This window comes from Enterobacter sp. BNK-16 (assembly GCF_048684955.1).
GTDB lineage: Bacteria > Pseudomonadota > Gammaproteobacteria > Enterobacterales > Enterobacteriaceae > Enterobacter > Enterobacter bugandensis.
In genome coordinates this window covers 4,189,269-4,211,912 of record NZ_JBLQTQ010000001.1, presented here as the reverse complement: position 1 = coordinate 4,211,912, position 22,644 = coordinate 4,189,269, and the positions used below count along the sequence as shown (strand labels likewise).

The following is a 22,644-nucleotide window of genomic DNA, read 5'->3' as shown; positions in this document are numbered from 1 at the left end:
GCCATTACTCCATCATCTTCTCAATTGGCAGCACCAGGATGGAGCTTGCGCCCAGCGCCTTCAGTTTTTCCATGGTTTCCCAGAACAGGGTTTCGCTGCTCACCATGTGCATCGCCACGCGCTGCTGATCGCCCGCCAGCGGCAGGATGGTTGGGCGCTCAGCGCCCGGCAGCAGGGCAATCACTTCATCCAGACGCTCGGTTGGCGCATGCATCATGATGTATTTGGACTCACGCGCCTGAATCACGCCCTGAATACGGGTCAGCAGTTTGTCGATCAGCTGCTGTTTGGCGTCGGCCATCTCGCCGTCGCGCTGAATCAGGCACGCTTTAGAGCGGTAGATGACTTCCACTTCGCGCAGACCGTTCGCTTCCAGCGTCGCGCCGGTCGAGACGAGGTCACAGATGGCGTCCGCCAGACCCGCACGCGGTGCCACTTCAACGGAGCCGTTCAGCAGGCAGGATTTAAACTGCACGCCTTTCTGGTCGAGATAGCGCTTCAACAGGTGAGGGTAAGAGGTGGCGATACGTTTGCCGTTCAGCGCGGCCGGGCCGTCCCACGCTTCATCAACCGGCGTTGCCAGCGACAGGCGGCAGCCGCCGAAGTCCAGACGACGCAGGGTGAAGTAACGCGGGTCTTCACCCTGCGCGCGGCGGGTCAGCAGCTCTTCTTCCAGCACGTTTTCACCGATGATGCCGAGGTCAACGACGCCGTCCATCACAAGGCCGGGAATATCGTCATCACGCACGCGCAGAATGTCGATCGGCATGTTTTCAGCCAGAGCAATCAGGCGCTGGGTGTGCAGGTTGATTTTGATCCCGCAGCGGGCCAGCAGTTCGCGTGAATCGTCACTCAAACGGCCTGATTTTTGAATAGCTATGCGTAAACGTGAGTTATCTAACATTCTTTATTCCTCGTTAACCTGTTTTAACCTGTCTGAATTTGGTCCAAAAAAAAGCCCCCGGAAGAAGATCTTCCGGGGGCTTTTTCATGCGTTCATGCACCACTGGAAGATCCAAACGTCTTCCAGCACACATCGCCTGAAAGACTAGTCAGGATGATGGTGATGATGGTGGTGTTTAAATTGAACGCGTGTCATATAAATTCTCGATGAATGCTTATTCATTTGATGTCTTTTAACCTAAACCAGTTGTACGACATATTGCAAGGGCTTTTTTTGATCATTAATTCATTTCATATTGATGCTATGAATTGTGTGTTCTGCCGGGCTGGCGTAGCCTTATGAAAGACGAGTGAGAGTCAGGAGAATTCGCATGAAAAAGGTCGCGATTGTCGGTTTAGGATGGCTGGGAATGCCGCTGGCGATGTCATTAGCCGCGAAAGGCTGGCAGGTGACCGGGAGCAAGACCACCCGGGATGGGGTCGAAGCGGCACGCATGTGCGGAATTGATGGCGTTGAACTGCGTCTGGAGCCGGAGCTGGTGTGTGATGCGGATGATCTGGACACGCTGATGAACGTAGATGCGCTGGTGATTACGCTACCCGCACGGCGCAGTGGCCCGGGCGAATCATTCTACCTGCAGGCGATGCAGGAGATTGTCGACAGCGCGCTGGCGCATCACGTCCCGCGCATTATTTTTACCAGCTCGACGTCGGTTTATGGCGATGCTGAGGGCGTGGTGAAAGAGAGTTCCGAGCGCCGTCCCGTAACCGCGAGCGGTCAGGTCCTGAAAGAGCTGGAAGACTGGCTGCATAACCTTCCCGGAACGCAGGTCGATATCGTTCGTCTGGCGGGGCTGGTTGGCCCGGGGCGTCATCCGGGGCGCTTCTTTGCCGGTAAGACGGCACCAGACGGTCAGCATGGCGTGAATCTTGTGCATCTTGAAGATGTTATTGGCGCGATTGAGCTACTCTTACAGGCTCCAAAAGGCGGACACATCTATAATATATGTGCACCGTCTCATCCGGCGCGCAGCACGTTTTACCCGCTCATGGCACGCCAGCTTGGGTTGGCTCCGCCGGTTTTTGGTGAGGCAAAGAACGAAAGTAAAGGCAAAATTGTTGATGGCAATCGCATTTGCCATGAGCTGGGGTTTGAGTATCAGTATCCCGATCCGCTGGTGATGCCCATGGAATAAGCCCCGCAGCGGAGACAATCGCACACCAGAAGGGGGCGAGCATGAAACCGCTGCTGGATGTTCTTATTATTCTGGATGCACTGGAAAAAGAGGGGAGCTTTGCGGCTGCCTCGGCAAAGCTCTACAAAACCCCTTCGGCCCTGAGCTATACCGTTCAAAAACTGGAAAGCGACCTCAATATTCAGATCCTCGATCGCTCCGGGCACCGCGCGCGGTTTACCCGCACCGGGCAGATGCTGCTGGAAAAAGGCCGTGACGTTCTTCATACCGTTCGCGAGCTGGAAAAGCAGGCCGTCAAGCTCCATCAGGGATGGGAGAATGAGCTGGTGATTGGCGTGGATGATACCTTTCCGTTTTCTCTACTGACGCCGCTCATTGAAGCGTTTTACCAGCATCACAGCGTCACCCGGCTGATCTTCATCAATGGGGTGCTGGGCGGCTCCTGGGATGCCTTAACCCAGGGCAGGGCGGACATCTTTGTCGGTGCCCTGCACGAGCCTCCCCAGTTGAGTGACTTTGGTTTTGCCCGCCTGGGCGTGCTGGAGCAGGTATTTGCCGTGGCGCCCCATCATCCGCTGGCTCAGGAGCCTGATCCTCTTAACCGTCGCGTTATTAAGGGGTACCGCGCAATAGTAGTCGGGGACAGCTCGCGCCCCGAATGTGCGGTTTCCTCGCAGCTGCTGGATGAGCAGGAGGCCATTACCGTTTTTGACTTTAAAACCAAGCTGGAGCTGCAAATTAGCGGCCTGGGCTGCGGCTATTTGCCGCGCTATCTGGCGCAGCGCTTTATTGATAGCGGTGCGCTTGTTGAAAAACAGGTGCTTGCGCAAAGCAGTAACGAATCGGTGTGGGTCGGCTGGAATGAACAAACCGCCGGGCTGGCCAGCGCCTGGTGGCGGGACGAAATTTTAGCAAATAGTGCTATCGCTGCAGTTTACTCTCAGGGGAGCGCCGAGAAATCAGCCAGTTAGAAAAAAGAAAATGACCCGGTGCGTTGCAAAGTATTGCCTTTTGTATCCGATGTGGGGCAAAATGCCGCCGCTGCAACCAAATGAATAATCGACGATATAAAAGGCGTCGGTTATTTTTTTTTGCATGTACGAAACGAAACTAAAAACCAAGAGGCCGGGCTTCGTACCGGATAGATATTTACTAAAATCCGACAGTTGTTGTCGCTGAGGAAGAAAGAAATGGGGCAATTTTTCGCTTACGTGGCGGTTATCACCGTAAAGGAGAATAACTATGTCGCATAACGCAACTCCAAACACCTCTCGCGTGGAATTACGTAAAACGCTTACGTTGATTCCGGTTGTTATGATGGGCCTTGCCTATATGCAACCGATGACGCTGTTCGATACATTCGGTATCGTATCGGGCCTCACTGACGGTCATGTGCCGACGGCTTACGGCTTTGCGCTGATTGCGATCCTCTTTACCGCGCTGAGCTACGGTAAACTGGTGCGTCGCTATCCGTCTGCAGGTTCCGCCTACACCTATGCCCAGAAATCCATCAGCCCGACGGTTGGCTTTATGGTGGGCTGGTCTTCGCTGCTCGACTACCTGTTCGCGCCGATGATCAACATTCTGCTGGCAAAAATCTATTTTGAAGCGCTGGTGCCATCGATTCCCTCGTGGATCTTCGTCGTGGCGCTGGTAGCCTTTATGACGGCCTTTAACCTGCGCAGCATTAAGTCCGTTGCCAACTTTAACTCCGTTATCGTTGTGCTTCAGGTTGTCCTGATTGCCGTGATTCTTGGCATGGTGATCTATGGCGTATTCCACGGCGAAGGCGCGGGCACCCTGGCGAGCAGCAAACCGTTCTGGTCTGGTGATGCGCATGTGATCCCGATGATTACCGGGGCGACGATTCTGTGCTTCTCCTTTACCGGTTTCGACGGGATTAGCAACCTGTCTGAGGAAACGAAGGATGCAGAGCGCGTGATCCCGCGTGCCATCTTCCTGACGGCGCTGATTGGCGGTCTGATCTTTATTTTCTCGACCTATTTCCTGCAGCTGTACTTCCCGGATATCTCGCGCTTCAAGGATCCGGATGCGTCTCAGCCGGAAATCATGCTCTATGTGGCGGGTAAAGCGTTCCAGGTCGGCGCGCTGATCTTCTCCACCATCACCGTACTGGCGTCCGGTATGGCCGCGCATGCAGGCGTTGCGCGTCTGATGTACGTAATGGGTCGTGATGGCGTATTCCCGAAAAGCTTCTTCGGCTACGTGCATCCAACCTGGCGTACCCCGGCGATGAACATTATCCTGGTCGGTGCGATCGCGCTTCTGGCGATTAACTTTGACCTGGTGATGGCAACGGCGCTGATTAACTTCGGTGCGCTGGTGGCGTTCACCTTTGTTAACCTGTCGGTTATCTCTCAGTTCTGGATCCGTGAAAAGCGTAACAAGACGCTGAAAGATCACTTCCAGTATCTGTTCCTGCCGATGTGCGGTGCCCTGACCGTGGGCGCGCTGTGGGTTAACCTGGAAGAGAGCTCGATGGTGCTTGGCCTGATTTGGGCAGGTATCGGTCTGGTGTACCTGGCCTGCGTTACGAAGAGCTTCCGTAACCCGGTTCCGCAGTACGAAGACGTTGCTTAAGTCTTAACATTTAAAAAAAACCGGAGACCTTGTCTCCGGTTTTTTTATATCTCACTTCAGACTATCTCTTGCGCGTACTGGAACAGGGCTTTTAACAGGATCTGTTTTTCTGCGTTGCCTTCATATTGGTTGTATAACGACTCAAGCTCCTGCGCGTAATGCTGCAGATACTCTGGCGTAAACACGTTTCGACGGTGCTGCAGCCATCGCGCCTGTTCTGCTTCATCCAGCGTGCCGGGATAATTGCGCGCCCGGTAGTTAAACATCAGCTTTTCGATGCGCTTATCGGCGAAGGTGATGTCCAGCGCAGGTAAGTTACGCGGCTCGGTTTGCAGAACAATATTCATGGCTGCGCGGTCAGCATCACTGAAGAAGCCGTTGTAGAGCTGGGCATCCACGTTTTCGGACGGCACGAACGGCTCCGCCTCGGCGAAGATGGCGACCACTTTCTCGCGCACCTGCGGGTTATCGCGAAGCACTTTCAGGTTATCCAGGCAGTGCTGACGGTTAATGCCCAGCCTGTCGGCATCTTCCGGACGCAGCGTGTTCGCCTGCGCCAGCACCGGACATTTATTGATGTGCACCAGCTTAACCGGCACCGCAGGCAGATCCCCGAGTTCATTTTTCGGGGTGTAAAGCCGTTCGCGCAGGGTATCGCTGTCAAGCTCCAGCAGCGGCGAAATATCGCCCGCCAGGTCCACCATGATAACCGCATTACGGTTATCCGGGTGCCACGCCAGCGGCGCAACCCAGCTGGTATTGCCGCGCCAGGCGCCAAACATGCCGGAGATATGCACCAGGGGCTTCATCTGCGGTACGTCGATAAGGGTCATGAGCTTCTGCTTGCTTCGGTGGCTCAGCAGATATTCAAACAGCCGGGGCTGTGCGGTTTTCACCAGCTTCGCCATGGCAATGGTGGCATAAACGTCTGCCATCGCATCGTGGGCATTGCTGTGCTCGATGCCGTTGGCGCGCGTCAGGTGTTCCAGCCGGAAGCTGGTTAGCCCTTCCTCATTTTCCGGCCAGTTAATGCCTTCAGGGCGCAGGGCATAACAGGCGCGCATGATGTCGAGCAGATCCCAGCGTGAATTGCGGTTCTGCCAGCTCCAGGCGTACGGATCGTAGAAGTTGCGATAGAAGATATTGCGCGTCACTTCATCATCGAAGCGGATGTTGTTGTAACCGACCACGCAGGTATTAGGCACGGTAAACAGATCGTGGATACGGCGGGCGAACTCTGCTTCGTTAACGCCTTTTTCCCGTGCTTCCTGCGGCGTGATCCCGGTGACCATTACCGCGCCGGGCTGCGGCAGGTAGTCATCAGCCGGTTTACAGTAAAAGACCTCAGGCTCGCCAATGATGTTGAATTCGTCATCGGTGCGGATGGCGGCAAACTGCGCCGGTCGGTCCAGCGCCGGATGCGTGCCAAAGGTTTCGTAGTCGTGGAATAAAAAAGTCGGGCGTGCGGCAGAGTCAGACACCAGTAATACCATCCTGTTAAAAAATGACGTCACTATGGTAAACGATCGTGCGGGTCAGACCGAATAAAAAGCGCCGCCGCGTCGCAAATTTGCGAGACCGCTTCCGCGTAAAACCTGCGTTCTGTCACATTTTTTTGCAATTAAGCCAGGTAACGACATCAGAAGTCCCGTAAAAAGGTCATCGATTTTTAATGACCTGAGGATATACCGTTGAAACGCCGTCTGTTTATTGCTGTTTCTTTACTCGCTTCCAGTGTCTCATCTGCTTTTGCGGCCGAACCACTGGATTTTTCGCCGCAGCCTCCGGCCATTCAGGCTGGCTCCTGGGTGCTGATGGATTACACGACTGGTCAAATTTTAACGGCGGGCAACGAACATCAGCAACGTAACCCGGCGAGCCTCACCAAACTGATGACGGGCTATGTGGTCGACCGGGCTATTGATAGCCACCGCATTACCCCGGATGACATTGTCACCGTAGGGCGTGACGCGTGGGCAAAGGGCAACCCGGTTTTTGACGGTTCGTCGCTGATGTTTCTGAAAGAGGGCGATCGCGTCACCGTGCGTGACTTAAGCCGCGGTCTGATTGTCGATTCCGGCAACGATGCCTGCGTGGCGCTGGCCGATCACGTGGCGGGCGGGCAGTCGCAGTTTGTGAAGATGATGAACGACTACGTGCAGAAGCTGAACCTGCGTGATACGCACTTTGAAACCGTCCACGGTCTGGACGCGCCGGGCCAGCACAGCTCGGCCTATGACCTGGCCGTGCTCTCCCGGGCCATCATTCACGGTGAGCCAGAGTTTTATCATATGTACAGCGAAAAGAGTCTCACCTGGAACGGCATCACCCAGCAAAACCGTAACGGCCTGCTGTGGGATAAAACCATGAACGTGGACGGCCTGAAAACGGGGCATACCTCAGGAGCAGGCTTTAACCTTATTGCCTCCGCGGTGGACGGTCAGCGTCGTTTGATTGCGGTGGTGATGGGCGCGGACAGCCCGAAAGGGCGCGAGGACCAGGCCCGCAAACTGCTGCACTGGGGGCAGCAGAATTTCGATACGGTGCAGATCCTGCATAACGGTAAAAAAGTCGGAACAGAGCGTATCTGGTACGGCGATAAAGAACAGGTGAAACTGGGCACCGACCAGGACTTCTGGCTGGCCCTGCCGAAAGCGGAAGTACCGAACATCAAAGCCAAATACGTGCTGGATAAAAAAGAGCTGGAAGCACCGATTGCCGCGCATCAGCGGGTCGGGGAGATCCAGCTCTATGACCGCGACAAAGTCGTGGCGCACTGGCCTCTGGTCACTCTGGAAGCCGTTGATAAGGGAGGCGTATTCTCACGCCTGAGCGATTATCTTCACCACACGCTTTAACCGCTGATGGGCAGACTGGCAGGGTTGCGAGTCTGCTCACATAATAAACACTCCTCGTTTGCCGATAATAGAAATCCTGCTTTATAGTGTATAAATATACAGTGCTAATCGGAGGCAGCATGGACTACAGCATCAAGCAGCAACAGAAACGTAAGATTGCGGGTTTTCATCTTGTTGGGCCGTGGGAAAAAACGGTCAAGCAGGGCTTTGAACAGCTGGTCATGTGGGTAGACGGGCGTCACATTGAGCCGCTGGAGTGGGTGGCGGTCTATTACGATAACCCCGATGAGGTTCCGGCAGAAAAACTGCGCTGCGATACGGCCATTACCGTACCGGATGATTTCGTCATCCCGGAAAACAGCGAAGGGGTGATGATGACCGAAATCGCGGCCGGTGATTATGCCGTGGCGACGGCGCGCGTGGAAAACTACGACTTTGCAACCCCGTGGTATCAGTTCTTTAATTCCCTGCGGCAGGATAATAAATACCAGATGGCGCTTAAGCCCTGCTTTGAGCGCTATCTCAATGATGGCAACGCGGACGGCTACTGGGATATTGAAATGTTTATCGCGGTTGAGCACAAAACGGTTTAAGCCTGCTCAATGAAGGGTTTTTCAGCCGGGAGCGATCCGCCCGGCTGAAAACACAGTACAATTGTGATTTGCCGTGTTGCTGGAGAGCGGGTGTGCGTCCCGACAAATCATTAACCCCTTTTGAAATTCGCTTATATAAACATTACCGCGTGGTGCACGGGTGTCGCATCGCGCTGGCGTTCGTGTTGACCTTTGTACTGGTCAGGTTGCTGGATATACCGGAAGGAACGTGGCCGCTGATCACGTTGGTGGTGGTGATGGGGCCAATCTCATTTTGGGGAAACGTTGTCCCGCGCGCCTTCGAGCGGATAGGTGGTACCGTGCTTGGCTCTGCCCTGGGGCTGATTGCCCTGAAGCTTGAGCTCATCTCATTTCCAGTGATGCTGGCATGGTGCGGTGCCGCCATGTTCCTGTGCGGCTGGCTGGCGCTGGGTAAACGGCCTTATCAGGCGCTGCTGATTGGTATCACTCTCGCGGTCGTGGTCGGCGCGCCAGCAGGGGATATGACCACGGCGATGTGGCGAAGCGGGGATGTTATTCTGGGCTCGCTGCTCGCCATGCTGTTTACCGGCATCTGGCCGCAGCGGGCTTTTCTGCACTGGCGTATCCAGATGGCTAACTACGTCACGGCGTTTAACCGCGTTTACCAGGCGGGGTTTTCACCGAATCTGGTTGAGCGTCCCCGGCTGGAAAAGCATCTGCAAACCATCCTCAACGACGTGGTCAAAATGCGCGGCCTGATAGTACCAGCCAGTAAAGAGACCCATATTCAGAAAGCGATTTTCGAAGCTATCCAGACGGTCAGCCGCAATCTGGTGTGCATGCTTGAACTGCAAATCAACGCGCACTGGGCCACGCGTCCCAGCCATCTGTTGATGCTTAATGCCCAGACCCTCAAAGAGACGCAGATGATGACGCAGCAGACCCTGCTGACCATCGCCCATGCGCTCTATGAAGGCAACCCGCAGCCCGTGCTGGCGAACAGCGAGCGTCTCAATGAAATCGCGGCGGAACTGAAGCAGTTAATCAACGAGCGGCAGGGCGATAACGTGGCGGAAACGCCCATTCACGGCTATGTATGGCTGAGCCTGGAGCTGGCGCGACAGCTTGAGCTGCTATCGCACCTGATTTGTCGGGCGCTGCGCAAATAAAACGCGGATGTGACGCCTGCTGCTTCGATTCAGCAGCAATTGGGGTTATGATAGCTTTAAACGATATAGCCATTGTCATTCGCAGCCGCTGTCAGTAAGGTTATTGTTACAGCGGTTGCTTTAACGAATCCGAATCTCGCATTATCAGGGGTGTAAAAAATGGAAACTATCAAGCCTTCGTTCCAGGATGTTCTGGAATTCGTCCGCCTGTTCCGCCGCAAAAACAAACTGCAGCGTGAAATCCAGGACGTTGAGAAGAAGATCCGTGACAACCAGAAACGTGTTCTGCTGCTCGACAACCTGAGCGACTACATCAAGCCGGGCATGAGCGTTGAAGCTATTCAGGGCATCATCGCCAGCATGAAGAGCGACTATGAAGACCGCGTTGATGATTACATCATCAAAAATGCCGAGCTGTCCAAAGAGCGTCGCGACATCTCCAAAAAGCTGAAAGTGATGGGCGAAATCAAAAACGCCGAAGCTAAAAGCGAATAATCGCAGCGAATTGTGAAAAAGGCTCTCTGGTGACAGGGAGCCTTTTTTATTTGACGATCAACGGTCCGCTGATTTGTAGGTCGGGTCAGGCGCGGCCGCCAGCTGACAATTCTACCCGACGCAGAAAAGCAAAAAGCCTGCTTCAAAAGCAGGCTTTTCAAATTTGGCTCCTCTGACTGGACTCGAACCAGTGACATACGGATTAACAGTCCGCCGTTCTACCGACTGAACTACAGAGGAATCGTTGTGGAGGCTTATCTTAGCGGCGAAAAAACTTTTGTCAAACCTGATCTTAGAGAAAATCGACTGATTGCCGATTCTGTCGTCAGTTTGTTGTAAATACACACATCTTTTTCAGGAAAATACTTTGCAGGATTAGCATTTCTCCCTCATCATTTGAAATGGAGTTTCAACTATTCTCGCTAAGGTCCATTTTGAACGTCACTGCCCCTCTGCGCCAGGCGATCGTGCGCACGCCATGGTACGCAAAACGTAAAAGCTATCGTGTTCTGTTCTGGCGTGAAATCACCCCTCTTGCCGTGCCTATTTTCCTGGAAAATACCTGCGTTCTGCTGATGGGAGTGCTGAGCACCTTCCTGGTAAGCTGGCTGGGGAAAGAGGCGATGGCGGGGGTCGGGCTGGCAGACAGCTTTAACATGGTGGTGATGTCATTCTTTGCCGCCATCGATCTCGGGACGACGGTTGTGGTGGCCTTTAGTCTCGGCAAGCTGGATCCCAAACGCGCGCGCGAGGCTGCACGTCAGTCGCTGATGATCATGACCCTCTTTTCGATTGTTCTGGCGGCGGTGATCCACTATTTCGGTAAAGAGATTATCGATTTTGTCGCCGGGGAAGCCACGAACGAGGTGAAGGAACTGGCGCTGACCTATCTCGAAATGACCGTCTTAAGCTATCCGGCGGCGGCCATCGCGTTGATTGGCAGCGGCGCGCTGCGCGGGGCAGGTAACACCAAAATCCCGCTACTGATCAACGGTGGGATGAATATCCTGAATATCATCATCAGCAGCGTGCTGATCTACGGCGCGTTCTCGTGGGATGGTCTGGGGTTCGTCGGGGCCGGGCTGGGATTAACCATATCACGCTATATCGGTGCGGCGGCCATCATCGGGGTGCTGATGACGGGGATTACCCCCTCGCTGCGTCTTACGCTTAAGAGCTACTTCCGGCCCTTTAATTTCGCCATTATCTGGGAAGTGATGGGGATTGGTATTCCCGCGAGCATTGAATCCGTGTTGTTCAACGGTGGGAAGCTGCTCACGCAGATGTTTGTCGCCGGAATGGGCACCGACGTTATCGCCGGTAACTTTATCGCCTTCTCCATCGCCTCGCTGATTAACCTGCCGGGTAACGCCCTTGGGTCGGCATCAACCATCATCACGGGCAAACGGCTCGGGAAAGGGCAGATAGGCCAGGCGGAGCGGCAGCTGCGCCATGTGTTCTGGCTGTCGACGATTGGGCTGACGCTGATCGCCTGGGGCACCGCGCCGTTTGCCGGGCTGATGGCCGCGTTCTATACCCACGAAGATGACGTGAAAGAGGTGGTGAAGATCCTTATCTGGCTCAACGCCGCTTTTATGCCCATCTGGGCGGCATCCTGGGTGTTGCCTGCCGGGCTGAAAGGAGCGCGCGATGCCCGTTTTGCCATGTGGGTGTCCATGCTTGGCATGTGGGGGTGTCGCGTTGTGGCGGGCTATACGCTGGGCGTGGTGCTGGGCTGGGGCGTGGTGGGCGTCTGGCTGGGGATGTTCCTTGACTGGGCCGTACGCGGGGCGCTGTTCTACTGGCGCATGGTCAGCGGGCGCTGGCTGTGGAAATATCCGCGACAAAATGCCTGACAATTGCGCGAAATGGAGAATAATTCGGCAAACGATCGGAAATATGCATTCTGCCTTTGACATCATGGGGGAGCATCGATAATATGCGCCCCGTTCACACGATTCCTCTGTAGTTCAGTCGGTAGAACGGCGGACTGTTAATCCGTATGTCACTGGTTCGAGTCCAGTCAGAGGAGCCAAATTTGAAAAGCCTGCTTTTAAAGCAGGCTTTTTGCTTTTCTGCGTCAGGTAAATGCAAAACGGCAACCTTGTTGCCGTTTTTAGTGTTTTCACCCTCTCCCGTGGGAGAGGGATGGGGTGAGGGCATCAGACCGCACGAAATTACACACGAACCGGCGCCGTCGCCGCCTCCAGCCACGAACGCGCCTCGCTATTCACCAGCGGTGACAGCGCCTCACGTACCTGCTGATGATACTCATCCAGCCACTGCTTTTCCTGCTCGCTCAACAGATCCAGCTCTACCTGGCTTAAATCAATCGGGATCAGCGTCAGAGAAGCAAATTTGCAAAACCCCGGACGGCTCTCCACTATCTCCACCTGGTTTTCAATACGGATACCGTGGCTATCGCCCAGATAGTATCCCGGCTCAATGGTCATGATGTTGCCTGCCACCAGCGGCCACGGGTTGACCTTTTTGGCGATGCGATGCGGGTTTTCGTGGATCAGAAGCTGGTGGCCCACGCCGTGCCCGGTACCGTGATCGTAATCCAGCCCCATCTCCCACAGCGGACGACGCGCGAAAGCATCCAGCTGGTGCCCCTGCGTACCGGAAGGGAACTGCAGGGTAATCAGCGACAGGAAGCCTCTCAGCACGGCGGTGTAGTGCAGACGCTGCTGCGAGGGGACATTACCCCACGCCAGCGTGCGCGTGGCATCGGTGGTGCCGTTAGCGTACTGACCGCCCGAATCGTTCAGGTAAAAATGGTTATGGCCGATGGGCTTGTTGCTGGCCTCGCTTGAATGATAGTGGCACATCGCCGCATTGCTCGAAGAGGCGGAAATGGTCGCGAAACTCTGCTCGATAAAACCTGACTGCTGTTTGCGAAATGCCAGCTGCTGCGCCTGCACTTCCAGCTCCGTTAGCGGTTGTCCCGCCGCCGCACGCAGCTGCACTTCGCGGCTCAGCCAGGCCAGGAAGTTGACCCACGCGGCGCCGTCCTGGAGATGGCACTCGCGATACCCTGCCAGCTCGACCGGGTTTTTGGTAGCCTTAATCAGGGTAATGGGATCGGTTCGCCAGACAATTTCACCGCGCGGTTCAATGGCAAAGCGCAGGGCCACCGGCGCGGAGTCGGCATCAACCATCACCCGCTTCCCTTCAGCAAGTTGCTGACAGCGTTCAATAAAGGTGTCCTGCGACGCAATCGTGAAGGCGTTCAGAACTGCATCAGGGAGTTCTGCGAGCTTATTGTCGTTAACAAACCACTCAACGCGGTCGTCACGACCGAGCAGGGAAAATGAGAGCGGTACCGGACTGGTGGGGATATCTGAGCCGCGCACGTTGAGCAGCCACGCAATGTTATCCGGCAGCGTAACGGCCAGGTAGTCAGCGTTGTTCGCGGCCAGCACAGCGGCAACGCGCTGACGTTTGTCTTCGCTGCTTTCACCGCTTATCGCAACCGGCATCTCACGGATAAGCCCCGCCGGTGCGGAAGGGCGATCGGTCCATAAGGCGTCAAACGGTGACGCGTTCAGCGGCACGAGCGTGCACGGTGTGGCAGACAGCTGCGTAAACTCGGTATTCGTCATCAGCATTGGGTCAAAACCGATGCGCGTGCCCGCCGCGACGTTGGCCGTCAGCCAGTCTGCCAGCGGCTCGTTGTGCAGATGGTGGATCTCAACCTCATCCATATTCACCTGAACGCGGGCCTGCACCTGATAGCGTCCGTCGACGAACAGCAGCGCTTTATTCCTCAGTACCAGCGCGACGCCAGCAGAGCCGTTAAAGCCTGTCAGCCAGGCCAGCTTTTCGTCGTTCGACGCGCAATTCTCGCTTTGCCAGGCATCGGTGCGCGGAACGATCATCCCGTCGAGGCTGTTTTCCTGAAGCCACTGACGCAGGGCAGAGAGCGGAGTAGGGGTGTGCATGGTTTTTCCTTATTGTTATTAGCGGAACGGCGGCTCGTTGAAGGTGCGCAGCTTGCGCGAATGCAGTCGGTCGCCTTCCGCCCGCAGCAGGTCGATGGCGCGAATGCCGATCTGCAAATGTTCGGAAATCGCCCCTTCATAGAAACGGTTGGCCTGACCCGGCAGCTTAATTTCGCCGTGCAGCGGCTTATCGGACACGCACAGCAGCGTGCCGTAAGGAACGCGGAAGCGATACCCCTGGGCGGCGATGGTGGCGCTCTCCATATCAATCGCCACCGCTCGGCTCAGGTTGAAGCGCAGCGCGGAGGCGGAGTAACGCAACTCCCAGTTGCGGTCATCCGTCGTCACTACCGTACCGGTACGCAGGCGCTGTTTGACCTCTTCACCCGGCATGCCGCTGACCTCTTTGGTGGCGTCATACAGCGCGCGCTGTACTTCGGCGATGCTCGGGATTGGGATATCCGGCGGCAGTACCGCATCCAGCACATGGTCGTCGCGCAGATAGGCGTGGGCCAGCACGTAATCGCCAATCAGCTGGCTTTCGCGCAGGCCGCCGCAGTGGCCAATCATCAGCCACACGTCGGGGCGCAGCACCGCCAGATGGTCACAGATGGTTTTGGCGTTCGACGGGCCGACGCCGATGTTGATCAGGGTGATCCCCTGACCGTCGGCGGTGATCAGGTGCCAGGCGGGCATCTGGTGTTTTTTCCACGCCAGATCGGAGATGGCCTGCTCGGGCGCTTCGGTCTCGGCGGTGATCCAGATCCCGCCCGCGCAGGAGAGGGCGATATATGGACTGTCCGGATCAAGGATCTGGCTACAGCCCCAGCGAACGAACTCGTCCACGTAGCGGGTGTAGTTGGTAAACAGCACAAACGGCTGGAAATGCTCGGCGGGCGTGCCGGTGTAGTGGCGCAGGCGCGCCAGGGAGAAATCCACCCGACGGGCGTCAAAGTGCGACAGGGGGAAAACTCTGCCGGGTGATAAATCCCGTCAGCCGTCTCATCGCCAATCTGTGACAGCTCGGTCGTTGGGAAGTGGCGGGTCAGTCCCGCGCTCATGGAGCGGTCAAGAGTTAGCGCCGAACCGTCAATCACGTACGGGTACGGGATCTCATGCTGTGAAGGCTCCACGGCAATGTGCGCGCCGTAATCCTGATACAACAGCGTTAGCTGCTCTTCCAGATAGGGGCGGAACAGTGCAGGGCGGGTGACGGTGGTGCTGTAGCAGCCGGAGTGGGTAAAACGGGCGTAGGCGCGGGTTTTCGGCGTCGTGCTTGCGCTGCCGTCCCAGGTCACAGAGAGCGATGGATAAACAAAAAGGCCTTCGTTTCTGGCCTTTTGATCGGGAAGTTTCCCCGTTTCGATGTATTCGCTGATGGCGCTGCGCAGCGCGTTGACGGACTGTTCATACAGCGCGTCGAGTTTTTCCAGCGCCTGAGCCGGGGTCAGGCTGGAGCCCTTATTATTCATCTCTGTCTCCTTGTTCCACAGGTGTGCGACTCTATCCGATAGTATGTCACACGCCTGTGAAACAAAAGGGAGATCAGCGGTGGCTCGTCTCTTTCATCAGAAGCGCCGTCGCTGCCGACAGCAGGCAGCCGGCCAGCAGATAAATCGCCACGCTGTGCCAGTTACCGCCGGAGAAGGTCACCAGCGCGGCGGCAATAAACGGCGTAAACCCGCCGCCGACCACGCTTGCCACCTGGTAGCCCACGCCCGCGCCGCTGTAGCGGTAGCTGGCGCCGAACAGTTCGGTAAACATCGGCTGCTGCACGCAGACCACCATATCGTGGGCGATGTTGGCGAGCATAATGGCGAAGAAGACAATCCAGAACACAGACTGCGCCTCCAGCGCCATAAAGAACGGCCAGGCGCTGAGGGTCCCAATCAGCGCGCCGGTGATATAGACGCGGCGGCGACCAAACCGGTCCGCCAGCCAGGCGAAGCAGGGGATGGTCAGACAGCTTATCCCGCCAACCACCAGGCCGATATTCAGGAACAGTTCGCGCGGCAGGCCGAGATTCTGCGTCGAGTAGTTCAGCGCAAAGGCGGTGACGATATACATCGTCAGCAGCTCGCACAGGCGCAGGGCGATGATTTTCAGAAAAGCGCCAGGGTGCCGAATCAGGGCTTCCATCACCGGCAGCCGCTTTTTGACGGACGGCTCCTCACGCTGCTGCTGTTCGAACTCTGCCGACTCATCCATCCCGTTGCGGATCCACAGCGCGGCAATCACCAGCACGATACTGAAGATAAACGGGATGCGCCAGCCCCAGCTCAGAAACTGCTCGTCGGTGGTGAGCTGGCTGATTAACGACACCAGCCCGGTGGAAAGCAACAGCCCGACGCCGTACCCGACCTGCACGCCGCTGCTGTAAAACGCTTTCTTGTTTTTTGGCGCGCTCTCAACGGATAACAGCGCCGCGCCGCCCCATTCGCCGCCCACGGCGAAGCCCTGAATGGCGCGCAGCGTCACCAGCAGCACAGGCGCCCACCAGCCAATAGCGGAAAACGAAGGAAGAATGCCAATCAGCGCGGTGGCGATCCCCATCATCCAGACGGTGAGCATCAGCATGCGCTTGCGGCCAAGCCGGTCGCCGAAGTGACCGAAAATCACCCCGCCAAGCGGGCGAAACAGAAAGCCAACGCCGAAGGTGGCAAACGCGGCGAGGGTGCCCATCGCAGGGCTAATCTGGGGAAAAAACTCGCGGTTAAACACCAGCGCGGCGGTGATTCCGTAGAGCAGAAAATCATACCAGTCGACGACGGCACCCGCGAAGCTGCCGAGGGCGGCGCGGCGGGCGCGATTGAGCGAAGGTGTCTCCTCGTTGGGACGATCGGAGATGAGGGTGGAGTCCATAGTTATCCTGTCCGTACTGTTTTTTATTATTGGTATAAGAAAATGTCACTCACATAGCTGCCGTCATATAAACGGAACCTATGAGACTACCGCGACAAAACGCCTGAGAAAACGTTTTTATCTTTCCGGAAGGCGCTGAATAAATAAATTTCATCTTCCCCTGCCTCGAGATAAATCAGTCTGTTTGGCTCCGGTTCGTGCTGAATGGATTACAGTAATAGATACCGCTGCGTGACTAAAGCTGAGGGAAAAACGATGCAACGTAACTTTTCGGCATTCTGGATGGTCCTGTTTTTATTCGCCGCACCGCTTCATGCCGAGCCGAAAGTCTATGGCGAACAGCGTATTAGCGGCTGGTGGAATGCGCTGACGGATGATATCTCCCAGACCTGGGAAGAGCCGCAACGTTACGATTTGTACCTGCCGTTTCTGAGCTGGCACGCCCGCTTTATGTACGACAAAGAAAAAACCGACAATTACAACGAAATGCCGTGGGGCGGCGGCCTGGGCGTGTCCCGCTATAACGAAGAGGGCAACTGGAGCGCGCTTTTCGCAATGATGTTCAAGGACTCGCACAACGAATGGCAGCCCGCAATGGGCTATGGCTGGGAGAAGGGCTGGTATCTGGATAATGCCAAAGATTTCCGCCTTGGGCTCGGTGCCGCCGCGGGCATCACCGCGCGAGATGATTTTGCAAACTATGTGCCTCTGCCGTTCATCTTCCCGCTGTTTTCAGCTGGCTATAAGCGCGTTACCGTCCAGTTCACCTATATTCCCGGAACGTATAACAACGGCAACGTGCTCTTTGCCTGGCTGCGCTTAGGCTTTTAAAGGGTGATCACCTTTTTTGCCACGGCGTTAGACAAGACCAGCATGGAGAAGAGAACAGAGGTGACGAACGTAAGCACAATCAGCGCCAGCTTCATGCCGAGAGAGGTCACCGGTATCAGCGCCGTCAGCAGATGAAACACCGAGTAATGCACAATATATACGCCGGTCATCGTTTTGCTGATGGCGGCCAGAATGGACTCCTTTAATTCAGCATTGCGGCGAAAGCGAACGCCGTTCGCCGCAATCACCAGGGCAATAATCAGGATGTAGATTTGCGAGCCGGTGAGAATAAAGGCGTTTCTGTCGGCCTTAAACAGGGCAAAAAAGAAGTGGCGCTCGTAAAACCAGGTGAAGAGATAGATAAACGGGATGGCGACAACCGCCGCCTGGACCACATTTTTGCGGCTTATCCACTCGGCGACTTTTGGGTCGCAGAAGAGCTGCCCGGTCAGATAAAACAGCAGCCATGTCCACAGCCGATACTGCGGTGAAAGCGAAAGGACGTGCGTTTCAGGATAAAGCGCCGATAGCAGATCGTATCCGTAGGAAAAGCACAGCAGAGCAGCAATCGCGCCGCAGAACAGCGATCTCCGCTGGCTAAGCCACTCCACCGCCGGGTGGAAGGTGTAAATCACGACAAAGGCGAACACGAACCAGGGCTGAATTAAATACCCGCGCTGATAAGGCTCCCACAGGTAGTAGATCGTTATCCAGAACAGAAAAACAATCACCAGACTTTTTATTTTACCCAGCTGCCAGCGTGTACCGTGCCGGGATTGCCCGTCGAGATAGCCCGACACCACAAAAAACAGCGGCGTGGCGATGGTCGAGATAAAGGTTAAAAAGCCCAGGATCCAGTGATAGTCATAGTCATAATGATCCCAGGTATTGTAGATGGTGAAGAAGGTGACCGCCGTCATACAGCCCAGCGTCTTGATAATGTTCAGCCCTGTCGCATTCATTGTTGTTTGGCTTCGTCCTTACGATGGAAACACGCATAGATCACGGGGAGTACCAGTAGCGTCAGGATTGTAGCAAACCCCAGTCCAAACATAATCACAACGGCCATGCTCTGGAAGAAAACATCCAGCAGCAGCGGTGCCAGGCCAAGTACGGTCGTGAACGCGGTGAGCAGGATAGGGCGCAGGCGCGAGGTGGCGGCATAAACGATCGCGCTGTGCTGATCCTTGTGCGTTTTCTGCTGTTCGATCTCTTCCACCAGCACGATGCCGTTGCGGATGAGCATTCCGCTCAGGCTCAGCAGACCAATCAGCGCCATAAAGCCAAAGGGAATGCCGGTAATTAAAAATCCTGGCGTGACGCCAATCAACGCCAGCGGTACGGTTAGCCAGATCGCGACGGCATTTTTTACCGAGCTGAACATCAGCACCGTAATAACAAACATCACCAGATACCCGAGAGGTAGCGTAGTGAACAGCCCTTGCTGCGCTTCGCTGGAGTTTTCCGCGTCGCCCCCCCACTCGATGCTGTAGCCGTGTGGCAGGGGAAGGGCATCCACCTGCGGCTTCACGCGGGCGAGAATATCACCGGAGGTTTGCTGGCTCAGCGGGTCCGGATCCGTCTGAACCGTCAGTACCCGCGAGCGGTCGCGTCGGAGAATGAGCGGATCCTCCCACTCCAGCGAGAAGCGGCTGACGACGTTACTCAGCGGGATATACTGCTGCCGCGTCTGGCTCCACACCAGCACGTTGTTCAGGTGGCTGGCGTCCAGCCTTTCGCTTTCCGGAGGCCTCACCACCACGGGCAGCAGGTCACTGCCTTCCCGATACAGCCCCGCCCGGCTGCCGGAGAAATTCATCTCCAGCGCGTTGTCGACGTCCTGCTTATCCACGCCAAGCTCGCGTCCCAGCGCGGCGACGTACTGCGGACGGATCACTTTGCTGCGGTTTTGCCAGTCGTTTCGGACGCTCCCCGTGGCCGGGTCGCGCGCCAGGATATCGTCCACCTGGCTGGCAATCAGACGCAGCCTGTCAGGATCCGGGCCTTTAATGCGCACTTCAATGGCGCTGTCGCCGGAGGGCCCAAACATCACCCGTTTCGTGCTGGCGTTGACCTGCGGGTAGTTACGCGCGATGTACTCATCCACGTAGCGCGTCAGCGCGGAGATGCTGCGCTGGTCATCCATACGCACCATGATCTGCGCGTAGTTGCTGTACTGCCGCTGTCCGCTGTAGGTCAGAATAAACCTCATGCTCCCCTGACCGATGGTCGAGACGGTGGTTTCCACGCCGGGCCGTCCCTTGATGGTTTTCTCAATATCGCCAGTCATTTTCTCGGTCCATTTGATATCGGTCCCGTAGGGTAACCAGAGGTCGACAAAGAAAATCGGGGTATTGGACGACGGGAAAAAGTTTTGCCGCACCGCGCCAAACCCCCAGACAGACGCGGTCAGCAGGGCGGCCATCACTACCAGCGTAGGCGCTTTGTGGTGCAGCAGTGCGTTCAGCAGGTGCTGGTAGAGGCGGTAGAGACGTTTGTCGTAAGGATCTGACTCATCAGTGGCGTCCGGCGCGCTGTCGTTTTTAAACAACCACCACTTAATCAGCACCGGGGTGAGGGTGAGCGCCGAGAACCAGCTCAGCATCAGGGAAATCAGCAGCACCTGGAACAGAGATTTACAGTATTCCCCGGTGGAATCCTGCGATAGCCCGATAGGGGCAAACGCAAGGATGGCGATCACCGTCGCCCCCAGCAGCGGCAGGGCGGAGCGGCGAATGATGTTGTTAACGGCGGTTAACAGCGGGGAGCCCTGCTGCCGGGCAATCAACACCCCTTCGACAATCACGATGGCGTTATCCACCAGCATGCTGAGGGCGATAATCAGCGCCCCGAGCGAGATGCGCTGTAGCTCAATGCCACACAGATACATAATCAGCAGCGTGCCCAGCACGTTAAGGGCGAGAGAAACCGCGATGATGATCCCGCTGCGTACCCCCATAAAGATCAGCAGCACGCCGATGACAATCGCCAGCGCCATCAGGAAGTTAATAATAAAACCGTTAACAGAATTGCCCACTTCGGCTGCCTGATCGTAAAACAGATCTATCTGTATGCCTGCCGGTTTTTCCGCCGACATCTGGTTTAGCTTCGCCTCCAGCGCGTGGCCCACGTCGATCACGTTCACGCCGGGAATAAACGAGACGCCCATGGTGACGGCTTTTTTGCCGTTGGCATGGTAGATACTGGCGGGCGATTCGTTCAGCCCGCGCGACAGCGTGGCGATATCCCGCAGGCGCGTCGCCGCCCCGGTGCCGGAAGGCGTGATGATGAGATCCGCCAGTTCATCGAGATTCTCGAACTCACCAGTGGGGTGCAGACGAATGGATTCGCTGCCCGAGGTGATTTCTCCGGCGCTGGAAACGACGTTGAGCCTGCTGAGCAGGGCGGAAAGCTGGTTCAGCGTAATGCCGCGCGCGGCCATTTTGGTCAGGGAAATATCGATGTTGACCTGTTGGCTAATGGCTCCGCCGATGGCGACCTTCGCGACGCCAGGAACCAGAATCAACGCGCGGCGCAGCTGCTCCGCATATCTCACCAGTTCAGGATTACTGAATTCATCTCCGGAAATGGCGAAGAAGAAGCCGAAGACGTCGCCGAAATCGTCATTTACAAAGGGCGTGACGACGCCGGGCGGGAACTGACGCGAGGCATCGCCCACGCGGCGGCGCAGCTCATCCCAAATCTGCGGCAGTTCGTTCGAGTGATAGCGTGAAGCGATGTTAACGGTGATTTGCGACAGCCCGTTTGATGAGATGGAGCTCACGTTGTCCAGGTAAGGCAGCTGCTGAAGGGCATTCTCCAGCGGCAGCGTCACCTCTTCTTCAACCTGCTGAGCGGATGCGCCGGGGTAGTGGGTGATCACCACTGCGGTTTTGATGGTAAAGGCGGGATCTTCCAGCCTGCCGATATTCAACAGGGCGAAAATCCCCCCAATGCCCAGCAGCAGAATCGTTAGCCAGACGCGAACCGGGTTATTAATAAATTGACGAGTGATATCCATTACAGTCCCCGCTCACGCGTCCAGATACGCACCGGCTGGTTAGCATGGAGCTCTCCCACGCCTGCGGCCACCACGCGCTCGCCCGCCTTAAGCCCGCTGGTGATCGTCACGCCTTCGGTTATCACTTGCCCCACGCTGACCTTGCGGTCTTCAAGATGGAGCGTGTCGCCTTCTCCCGCCACAACCCAGACGTGCGGCTCATTGCGTGGGCTGTTGTCCGGGTTAAAGACGGCCTCAACCGGTACAACCAGCGCCTGAGCGCCCGCGCCAGCCGGGAGGTTGGTTAAATTGATGGTCACCGTACCGCTTACGCCACCGACGGCGGGAAAATCATCTGGTCGCGGCATGGTCAGTATCACCTGCCAGGTCAGGGTATTACTGTCGCTGCTGCCAGAGTGCTCTTTGTAGACGGCGGTAAATTCCCGATCCGGAATGGCGTTAATTCTCACTACCGGACGATACTGCGCGTTGCGGATATCAAAGGTCTTAAACAGGTTTTCAGGGATGCTGAACACCACGTCAAGCAGATCGGTGCGGGTTAACGTCGCGATGGGCTGACCGGCAGACACCACCTGATGGTTTCGGACATTTACGCTGGCCGCCGTCCCGCTGAAGGGGGCGACGAGTGTCATCTGATTCAACTCTTCTCGGGCAATCTGCAGCGCCGCATTCGCCGAATCGCGGTTCGCACGCTGCACGTCCATTTCGGCTTTCGAAATCGCCTGGCGGCCCGCCAGCGTCTGGAAGCGATCGAACTGCCTCTGGGCCAGCGTCGCCGCCGTCTGCCTGTCGTTAACCCGCTGCTGGGCTTCACGGGCGTTCAATCTTGCAAGCTGTTGGCCCTGCTTGATGGCTGCGCCCTGACGCACATCGAGCGCTTCAATTTGACCAGCGCGCTTGAAGGAAAGGTCTGTGGCATCGCCCGATTCAATGCGGGCGGGAAAAACGCGCTGCTGGGCATGACCGGGAACCGTCACCTCCGCCACTTTAACCATTCTGGGCAGGGGGGAGGCTTGTTCAGGTTTAGGATCGCACGCCGTGAGCGTTAACAAAACGAACGGTAAAAGAGAGAGGTAGCGGTTCACTGTATTCCCCTAATAAATAACTGTTTTATTTATTCCATAACCTGGACAGGGGTGACACTATTCTGCCAGAACAGTAACGACCATATAGGTAAATAAACCTATCG

18 protein-coding genes, 2 tRNA genes, 1 pseudogene and 1 other annotated feature are annotated in these 22,644 nt (G+C 56.2%); of the genes and pseudogenes, 11 read left to right on the top strand and 10 right to left on the bottom strand.

Annotated features, from left to right (window positions below; translation table 11 throughout):
• Positions 1–4 precede the first annotated feature (4 nt).
• Together hisG and hisL are read right to left on the bottom strand one after the other, a co-directional pair.
• A complete protein-coding gene (hisG, locus tag ACMGGH_RS20320; RefSeq protein ID WP_000886595.1) occupies positions 5–904 on the bottom strand; it encodes an ATP phosphoribosyltransferase in 900 nt (299 codons plus the stop codon).
• A gap of 45 nt (positions 905–949) precedes the next feature.
• Positions 950–1,073, bottom strand: a sequence feature (His leader region).
• Entirely contained in the window at positions 1,049–1,099 is a 51-nt protein-coding gene (gene hisL, locus ACMGGH_RS20315) for a his operon leader peptide (RefSeq protein WP_001364200.1), read from the bottom strand. (Overlaps the previous feature by 25 nt.)
• A 175-nt stretch (positions 1,100–1,274) precedes the next feature.
• Here hisL and ACMGGH_RS20310 point away from each other — a divergent pair, with 175 nt between their 5' ends.
• The 4 genes from ACMGGH_RS20310 (at position 1,275) to plaP (ending at position 4,700) form a co-directional block, all read left to right on the top strand.
• Positions 1,275–2,099, top strand: a complete 825-nt coding sequence (locus ACMGGH_RS20310) for an SDR family oxidoreductase (protein WP_028013761.1) — start codon at positions 1,275–1,277, stop codon at positions 2,097–2,099.
• A gap of 41 nt (positions 2,100–2,140) precedes the next feature.
• The gene (locus tag ACMGGH_RS20305) at positions 2,141–3,070 is read left to right on the top strand and encodes a LysR substrate-binding domain-containing protein (protein ID WP_041909174.1); all 930 of its coding nucleotides are present in this window, start codon (positions 2,141–2,143) and stop codon (positions 3,068–3,070) included.
• Positions 3,071–3,289: 219 nt separating this feature from the next.
• Entirely contained in the window at positions 3,290–3,352 is a 63-nt protein-coding gene (yoeI, locus tag ACMGGH_RS20300) for a membrane protein YoeI (protein ID WP_099458931.1), read from the top strand.
• Positions 3,342–4,700 (top strand): putrescine/proton symporter PlaP, encoded by a 1,359-nt coding sequence (plaP, locus tag ACMGGH_RS20295; protein WP_028013759.1) that lies wholly within the window; start codon positions 3,342–3,344, stop codon positions 4,698–4,700. Before yoeI ends, plaP begins: the two co-directional genes overlap by 11 nt.
• 56 nt (positions 4,701–4,756) lie before the next feature.
• Here plaP and sbcB read toward each other — a convergent pair whose 3' ends face one another.
• On the bottom strand, positions 4,757–6,193 hold the full coding sequence (gene sbcB / locus ACMGGH_RS20290) for an exodeoxyribonuclease I (RefSeq protein WP_153656654.1): 1,437 nt from the start codon (positions 6,191–6,193) through the stop codon (positions 4,757–4,759).
• Positions 6,194–6,391: 198 nt separating this feature from the next.
• Between sbcB and dacD the strand changes: the two genes are divergently transcribed.
• The 4 genes from dacD (at position 6,392) to ACMGGH_RS20270 (ending at position 9,797) form a co-directional block, all read left to right on the top strand.
• Positions 6,392–7,558, top strand: a complete 1,167-nt coding sequence (dacD, locus tag ACMGGH_RS20285) for a serine-type D-Ala-D-Ala carboxypeptidase DacD (protein ID WP_232948463.1) — start codon at positions 6,392–6,394, stop codon at positions 7,556–7,558.
• Positions 7,559–7,677: 119 nt separating this feature from the next.
• Positions 7,678–8,151: a DNA gyrase inhibitor SbmC gene (gene sbmC, locus ACMGGH_RS20280; RefSeq protein WP_232948464.1), complete on the top strand. Its 474-nt coding sequence runs from the start codon at positions 7,678–7,680 to the stop codon at positions 8,149–8,151.
• Positions 8,152–8,243: 92 nt separating this feature from the next.
• Complete coding sequence (locus tag ACMGGH_RS20275) at positions 8,244–9,302, top strand: FUSC family protein (RefSeq protein WP_194385649.1); 1,059 nt, start codon at positions 8,244–8,246, stop codon at positions 9,300–9,302.
• Between the two features lie 159 nt (positions 9,303–9,461).
• Positions 9,462–9,797 (top strand): DUF496 family protein, encoded by a 336-nt coding sequence (locus ACMGGH_RS20270; RefSeq protein ID WP_028013754.1) that lies wholly within the window; start codon positions 9,462–9,464, stop codon positions 9,795–9,797.
• Positions 9,798–9,961: 164 nt separating this feature from the next.
• On the opposite strand, the gene ACMGGH_RS20265 is transcribed toward ACMGGH_RS20270, so the two are convergent.
• Positions 9,962–10,037, bottom strand: a tRNA-Asn gene (locus tag ACMGGH_RS20265).
• A 161-nt stretch (positions 10,038–10,198) separates the two neighbouring features.
• Here ACMGGH_RS20265 and emmdR point away from each other — a divergent pair.
• Together emmdR and ACMGGH_RS20255 are read left to right on the top strand one after the other, a co-directional pair.
• Positions 10,199–11,653 carry a multidrug efflux MATE transporter EmmdR gene (gene emmdR / locus ACMGGH_RS20260; protein WP_120266864.1) on the top strand — a complete coding sequence of 485 codons (1,455 nt, stop codon included), beginning with the start codon at positions 10,199–10,201 and terminating at the stop codon, positions 11,651–11,653.
• A 103-nt stretch (positions 11,654–11,756) separates the two neighbouring features.
• Positions 11,757–11,832, top strand: a tRNA-Asn gene (locus ACMGGH_RS20255).
• Positions 11,833–11,974: 142 nt separating this feature from the next.
• On the opposite strand, the gene ACMGGH_RS20250 is transcribed toward ACMGGH_RS20255, so the two are convergent.
• The 3 genes and pseudogenes from ACMGGH_RS20250 to shiA form a co-directional block, all read right to left on the bottom strand.
• Positions 11,975–13,741 carry an aminopeptidase P family protein gene (locus ACMGGH_RS20250; RefSeq protein WP_420299200.1) on the bottom strand — a complete coding sequence of 589 codons (1,767 nt, stop codon included), beginning with the start codon at positions 13,739–13,741 and terminating at the stop codon, positions 11,975–11,977.
• A gap of 18 nt (positions 13,742–13,759) precedes the next feature.
• Positions 13,760–15,213 (bottom strand): annotated as a pseudogene (locus tag ACMGGH_RS20245) (AMP nucleosidase).
• Positions 15,214–15,286: 73 nt separating this feature from the next.
• A complete protein-coding gene (shiA, locus tag ACMGGH_RS20240; protein ID WP_232948466.1) occupies positions 15,287–16,603 on the bottom strand; it encodes a shikimate transporter in 1,317 nt (438 codons plus the stop codon).
• A 255-nt stretch (positions 16,604–16,858) separates the two neighbouring features.
• Here shiA and pagP point away from each other — a divergent pair, with 255 nt between their 5' ends.
• Positions 16,859–17,434 carry a lipid IV(A) palmitoyltransferase PagP gene (pagP, locus tag ACMGGH_RS20235; RefSeq protein WP_028013749.1) on the top strand — a complete coding sequence of 192 codons (576 nt, stop codon included), beginning with the start codon at positions 16,859–16,861 and terminating at the stop codon, positions 17,432–17,434.
• Here pagP and ACMGGH_RS20230 read toward each other — a convergent pair.
• From ACMGGH_RS20230 to ACMGGH_RS20220, 3 genes are read right to left on the bottom strand one after another with little or no spacing between them, the layout of a single operon-like run.
• On the bottom strand, positions 17,431–18,396 hold the full coding sequence (locus ACMGGH_RS20230; protein ID WP_232948467.1) for an acyltransferase: 966 nt from the start codon (positions 18,394–18,396) through the stop codon (positions 17,431–17,433). The two genes, pagP and ACMGGH_RS20230, sit on opposite strands and share 4 nt — an antisense overlap.
• Positions 18,393–21,455: an efflux RND transporter permease subunit gene (locus tag ACMGGH_RS20225; RefSeq protein WP_232948468.1), complete on the bottom strand. Its 3,063-nt coding sequence runs from the start codon at positions 21,453–21,455 to the stop codon at positions 18,393–18,395. The genes ACMGGH_RS20230 and ACMGGH_RS20225 overlap by 4 nt, the downstream gene beginning before the upstream one ends.
• Positions 21,455–22,540: an efflux RND transporter periplasmic adaptor subunit gene (locus ACMGGH_RS20220; RefSeq protein ID WP_232948469.1), complete on the bottom strand. Its 1,086-nt coding sequence runs from the start codon at positions 22,538–22,540 to the stop codon at positions 21,455–21,457. The genes ACMGGH_RS20225 and ACMGGH_RS20220 overlap by 1 nt, the downstream gene beginning before the upstream one ends.
• Between the last annotated feature and the right edge of the window lie 104 nt (positions 22,541–22,644).

What these genes read in the sequence shown, in the direction of transcription:
- hisG (WP_000886595.1), bottom strand. Translation starts at nt 904, where the DNA reads ATGTTAGATAACTCACGTTTACGCATAGCTATTCAAAAATCAGGCCGT.
- ACMGGH_RS20310 (WP_028013761.1), top strand. Translation starts at nt 1,275, where the DNA reads ATGAAAAAGGTCGCGATTGTCGGTTTAGGATGGCTGGGAATGCCGCTG.
- ACMGGH_RS20305 (WP_041909174.1), top strand. Translation starts at nt 2,141, where the DNA reads ATGAAACCGCTGCTGGATGTTCTTATTATTCTGGATGCACTGGAAAAA.
- plaP (WP_028013759.1), top strand. Translation starts at nt 3,342, where the DNA reads ATGTCGCATAACGCAACTCCAAACACCTCTCGCGTGGAATTACGTAAA.
- sbcB (WP_153656654.1), bottom strand. Translation starts at nt 6,193, where the DNA reads ATGGTATTACTGGTGTCTGACTCTGCCGCACGCCCGACTTTTTTATTC.
- sbmC (WP_232948464.1), top strand. Translation starts at nt 7,678, where the DNA reads ATGGACTACAGCATCAAGCAGCAACAGAAACGTAAGATTGCGGGTTTT.
- ACMGGH_RS20270 (WP_028013754.1), top strand. Translation starts at nt 9,462, where the DNA reads ATGGAAACTATCAAGCCTTCGTTCCAGGATGTTCTGGAATTCGTCCGC.
- emmdR (WP_120266864.1), top strand. Translation starts at nt 10,199, where the DNA reads ATGGAGTTTCAACTATTCTCGCTAAGGTCCATTTTGAACGTCACTGCC.
- ACMGGH_RS20250 (WP_420299200.1), bottom strand. Translation starts at nt 13,741, where the DNA reads ATGCACACCCCTACTCCGCTCTCTGCCCTGCGTCAGTGGCTTCAGGAA.
- shiA (WP_232948466.1), bottom strand. Translation starts at nt 16,603, where the DNA reads ATGGACTCCACCCTCATCTCCGATCGTCCCAACGAGGAGACACCTTCG.
- pagP (WP_028013749.1), top strand. Translation starts at nt 16,859, where the DNA reads ATGCAACGTAACTTTTCGGCATTCTGGATGGTCCTGTTTTTATTCGCC.
- ACMGGH_RS20230 (WP_232948467.1), bottom strand. Translation starts at nt 18,396, where the DNA reads ATGAATGCGACAGGGCTGAACATTATCAAGACGCTGGGCTGTATGACG.
- ACMGGH_RS20225 (WP_232948468.1), bottom strand. Translation starts at nt 21,455, where the DNA reads ATGGATATCACTCGTCAATTTATTAATAACCCGGTTCGCGTCTGGCTA.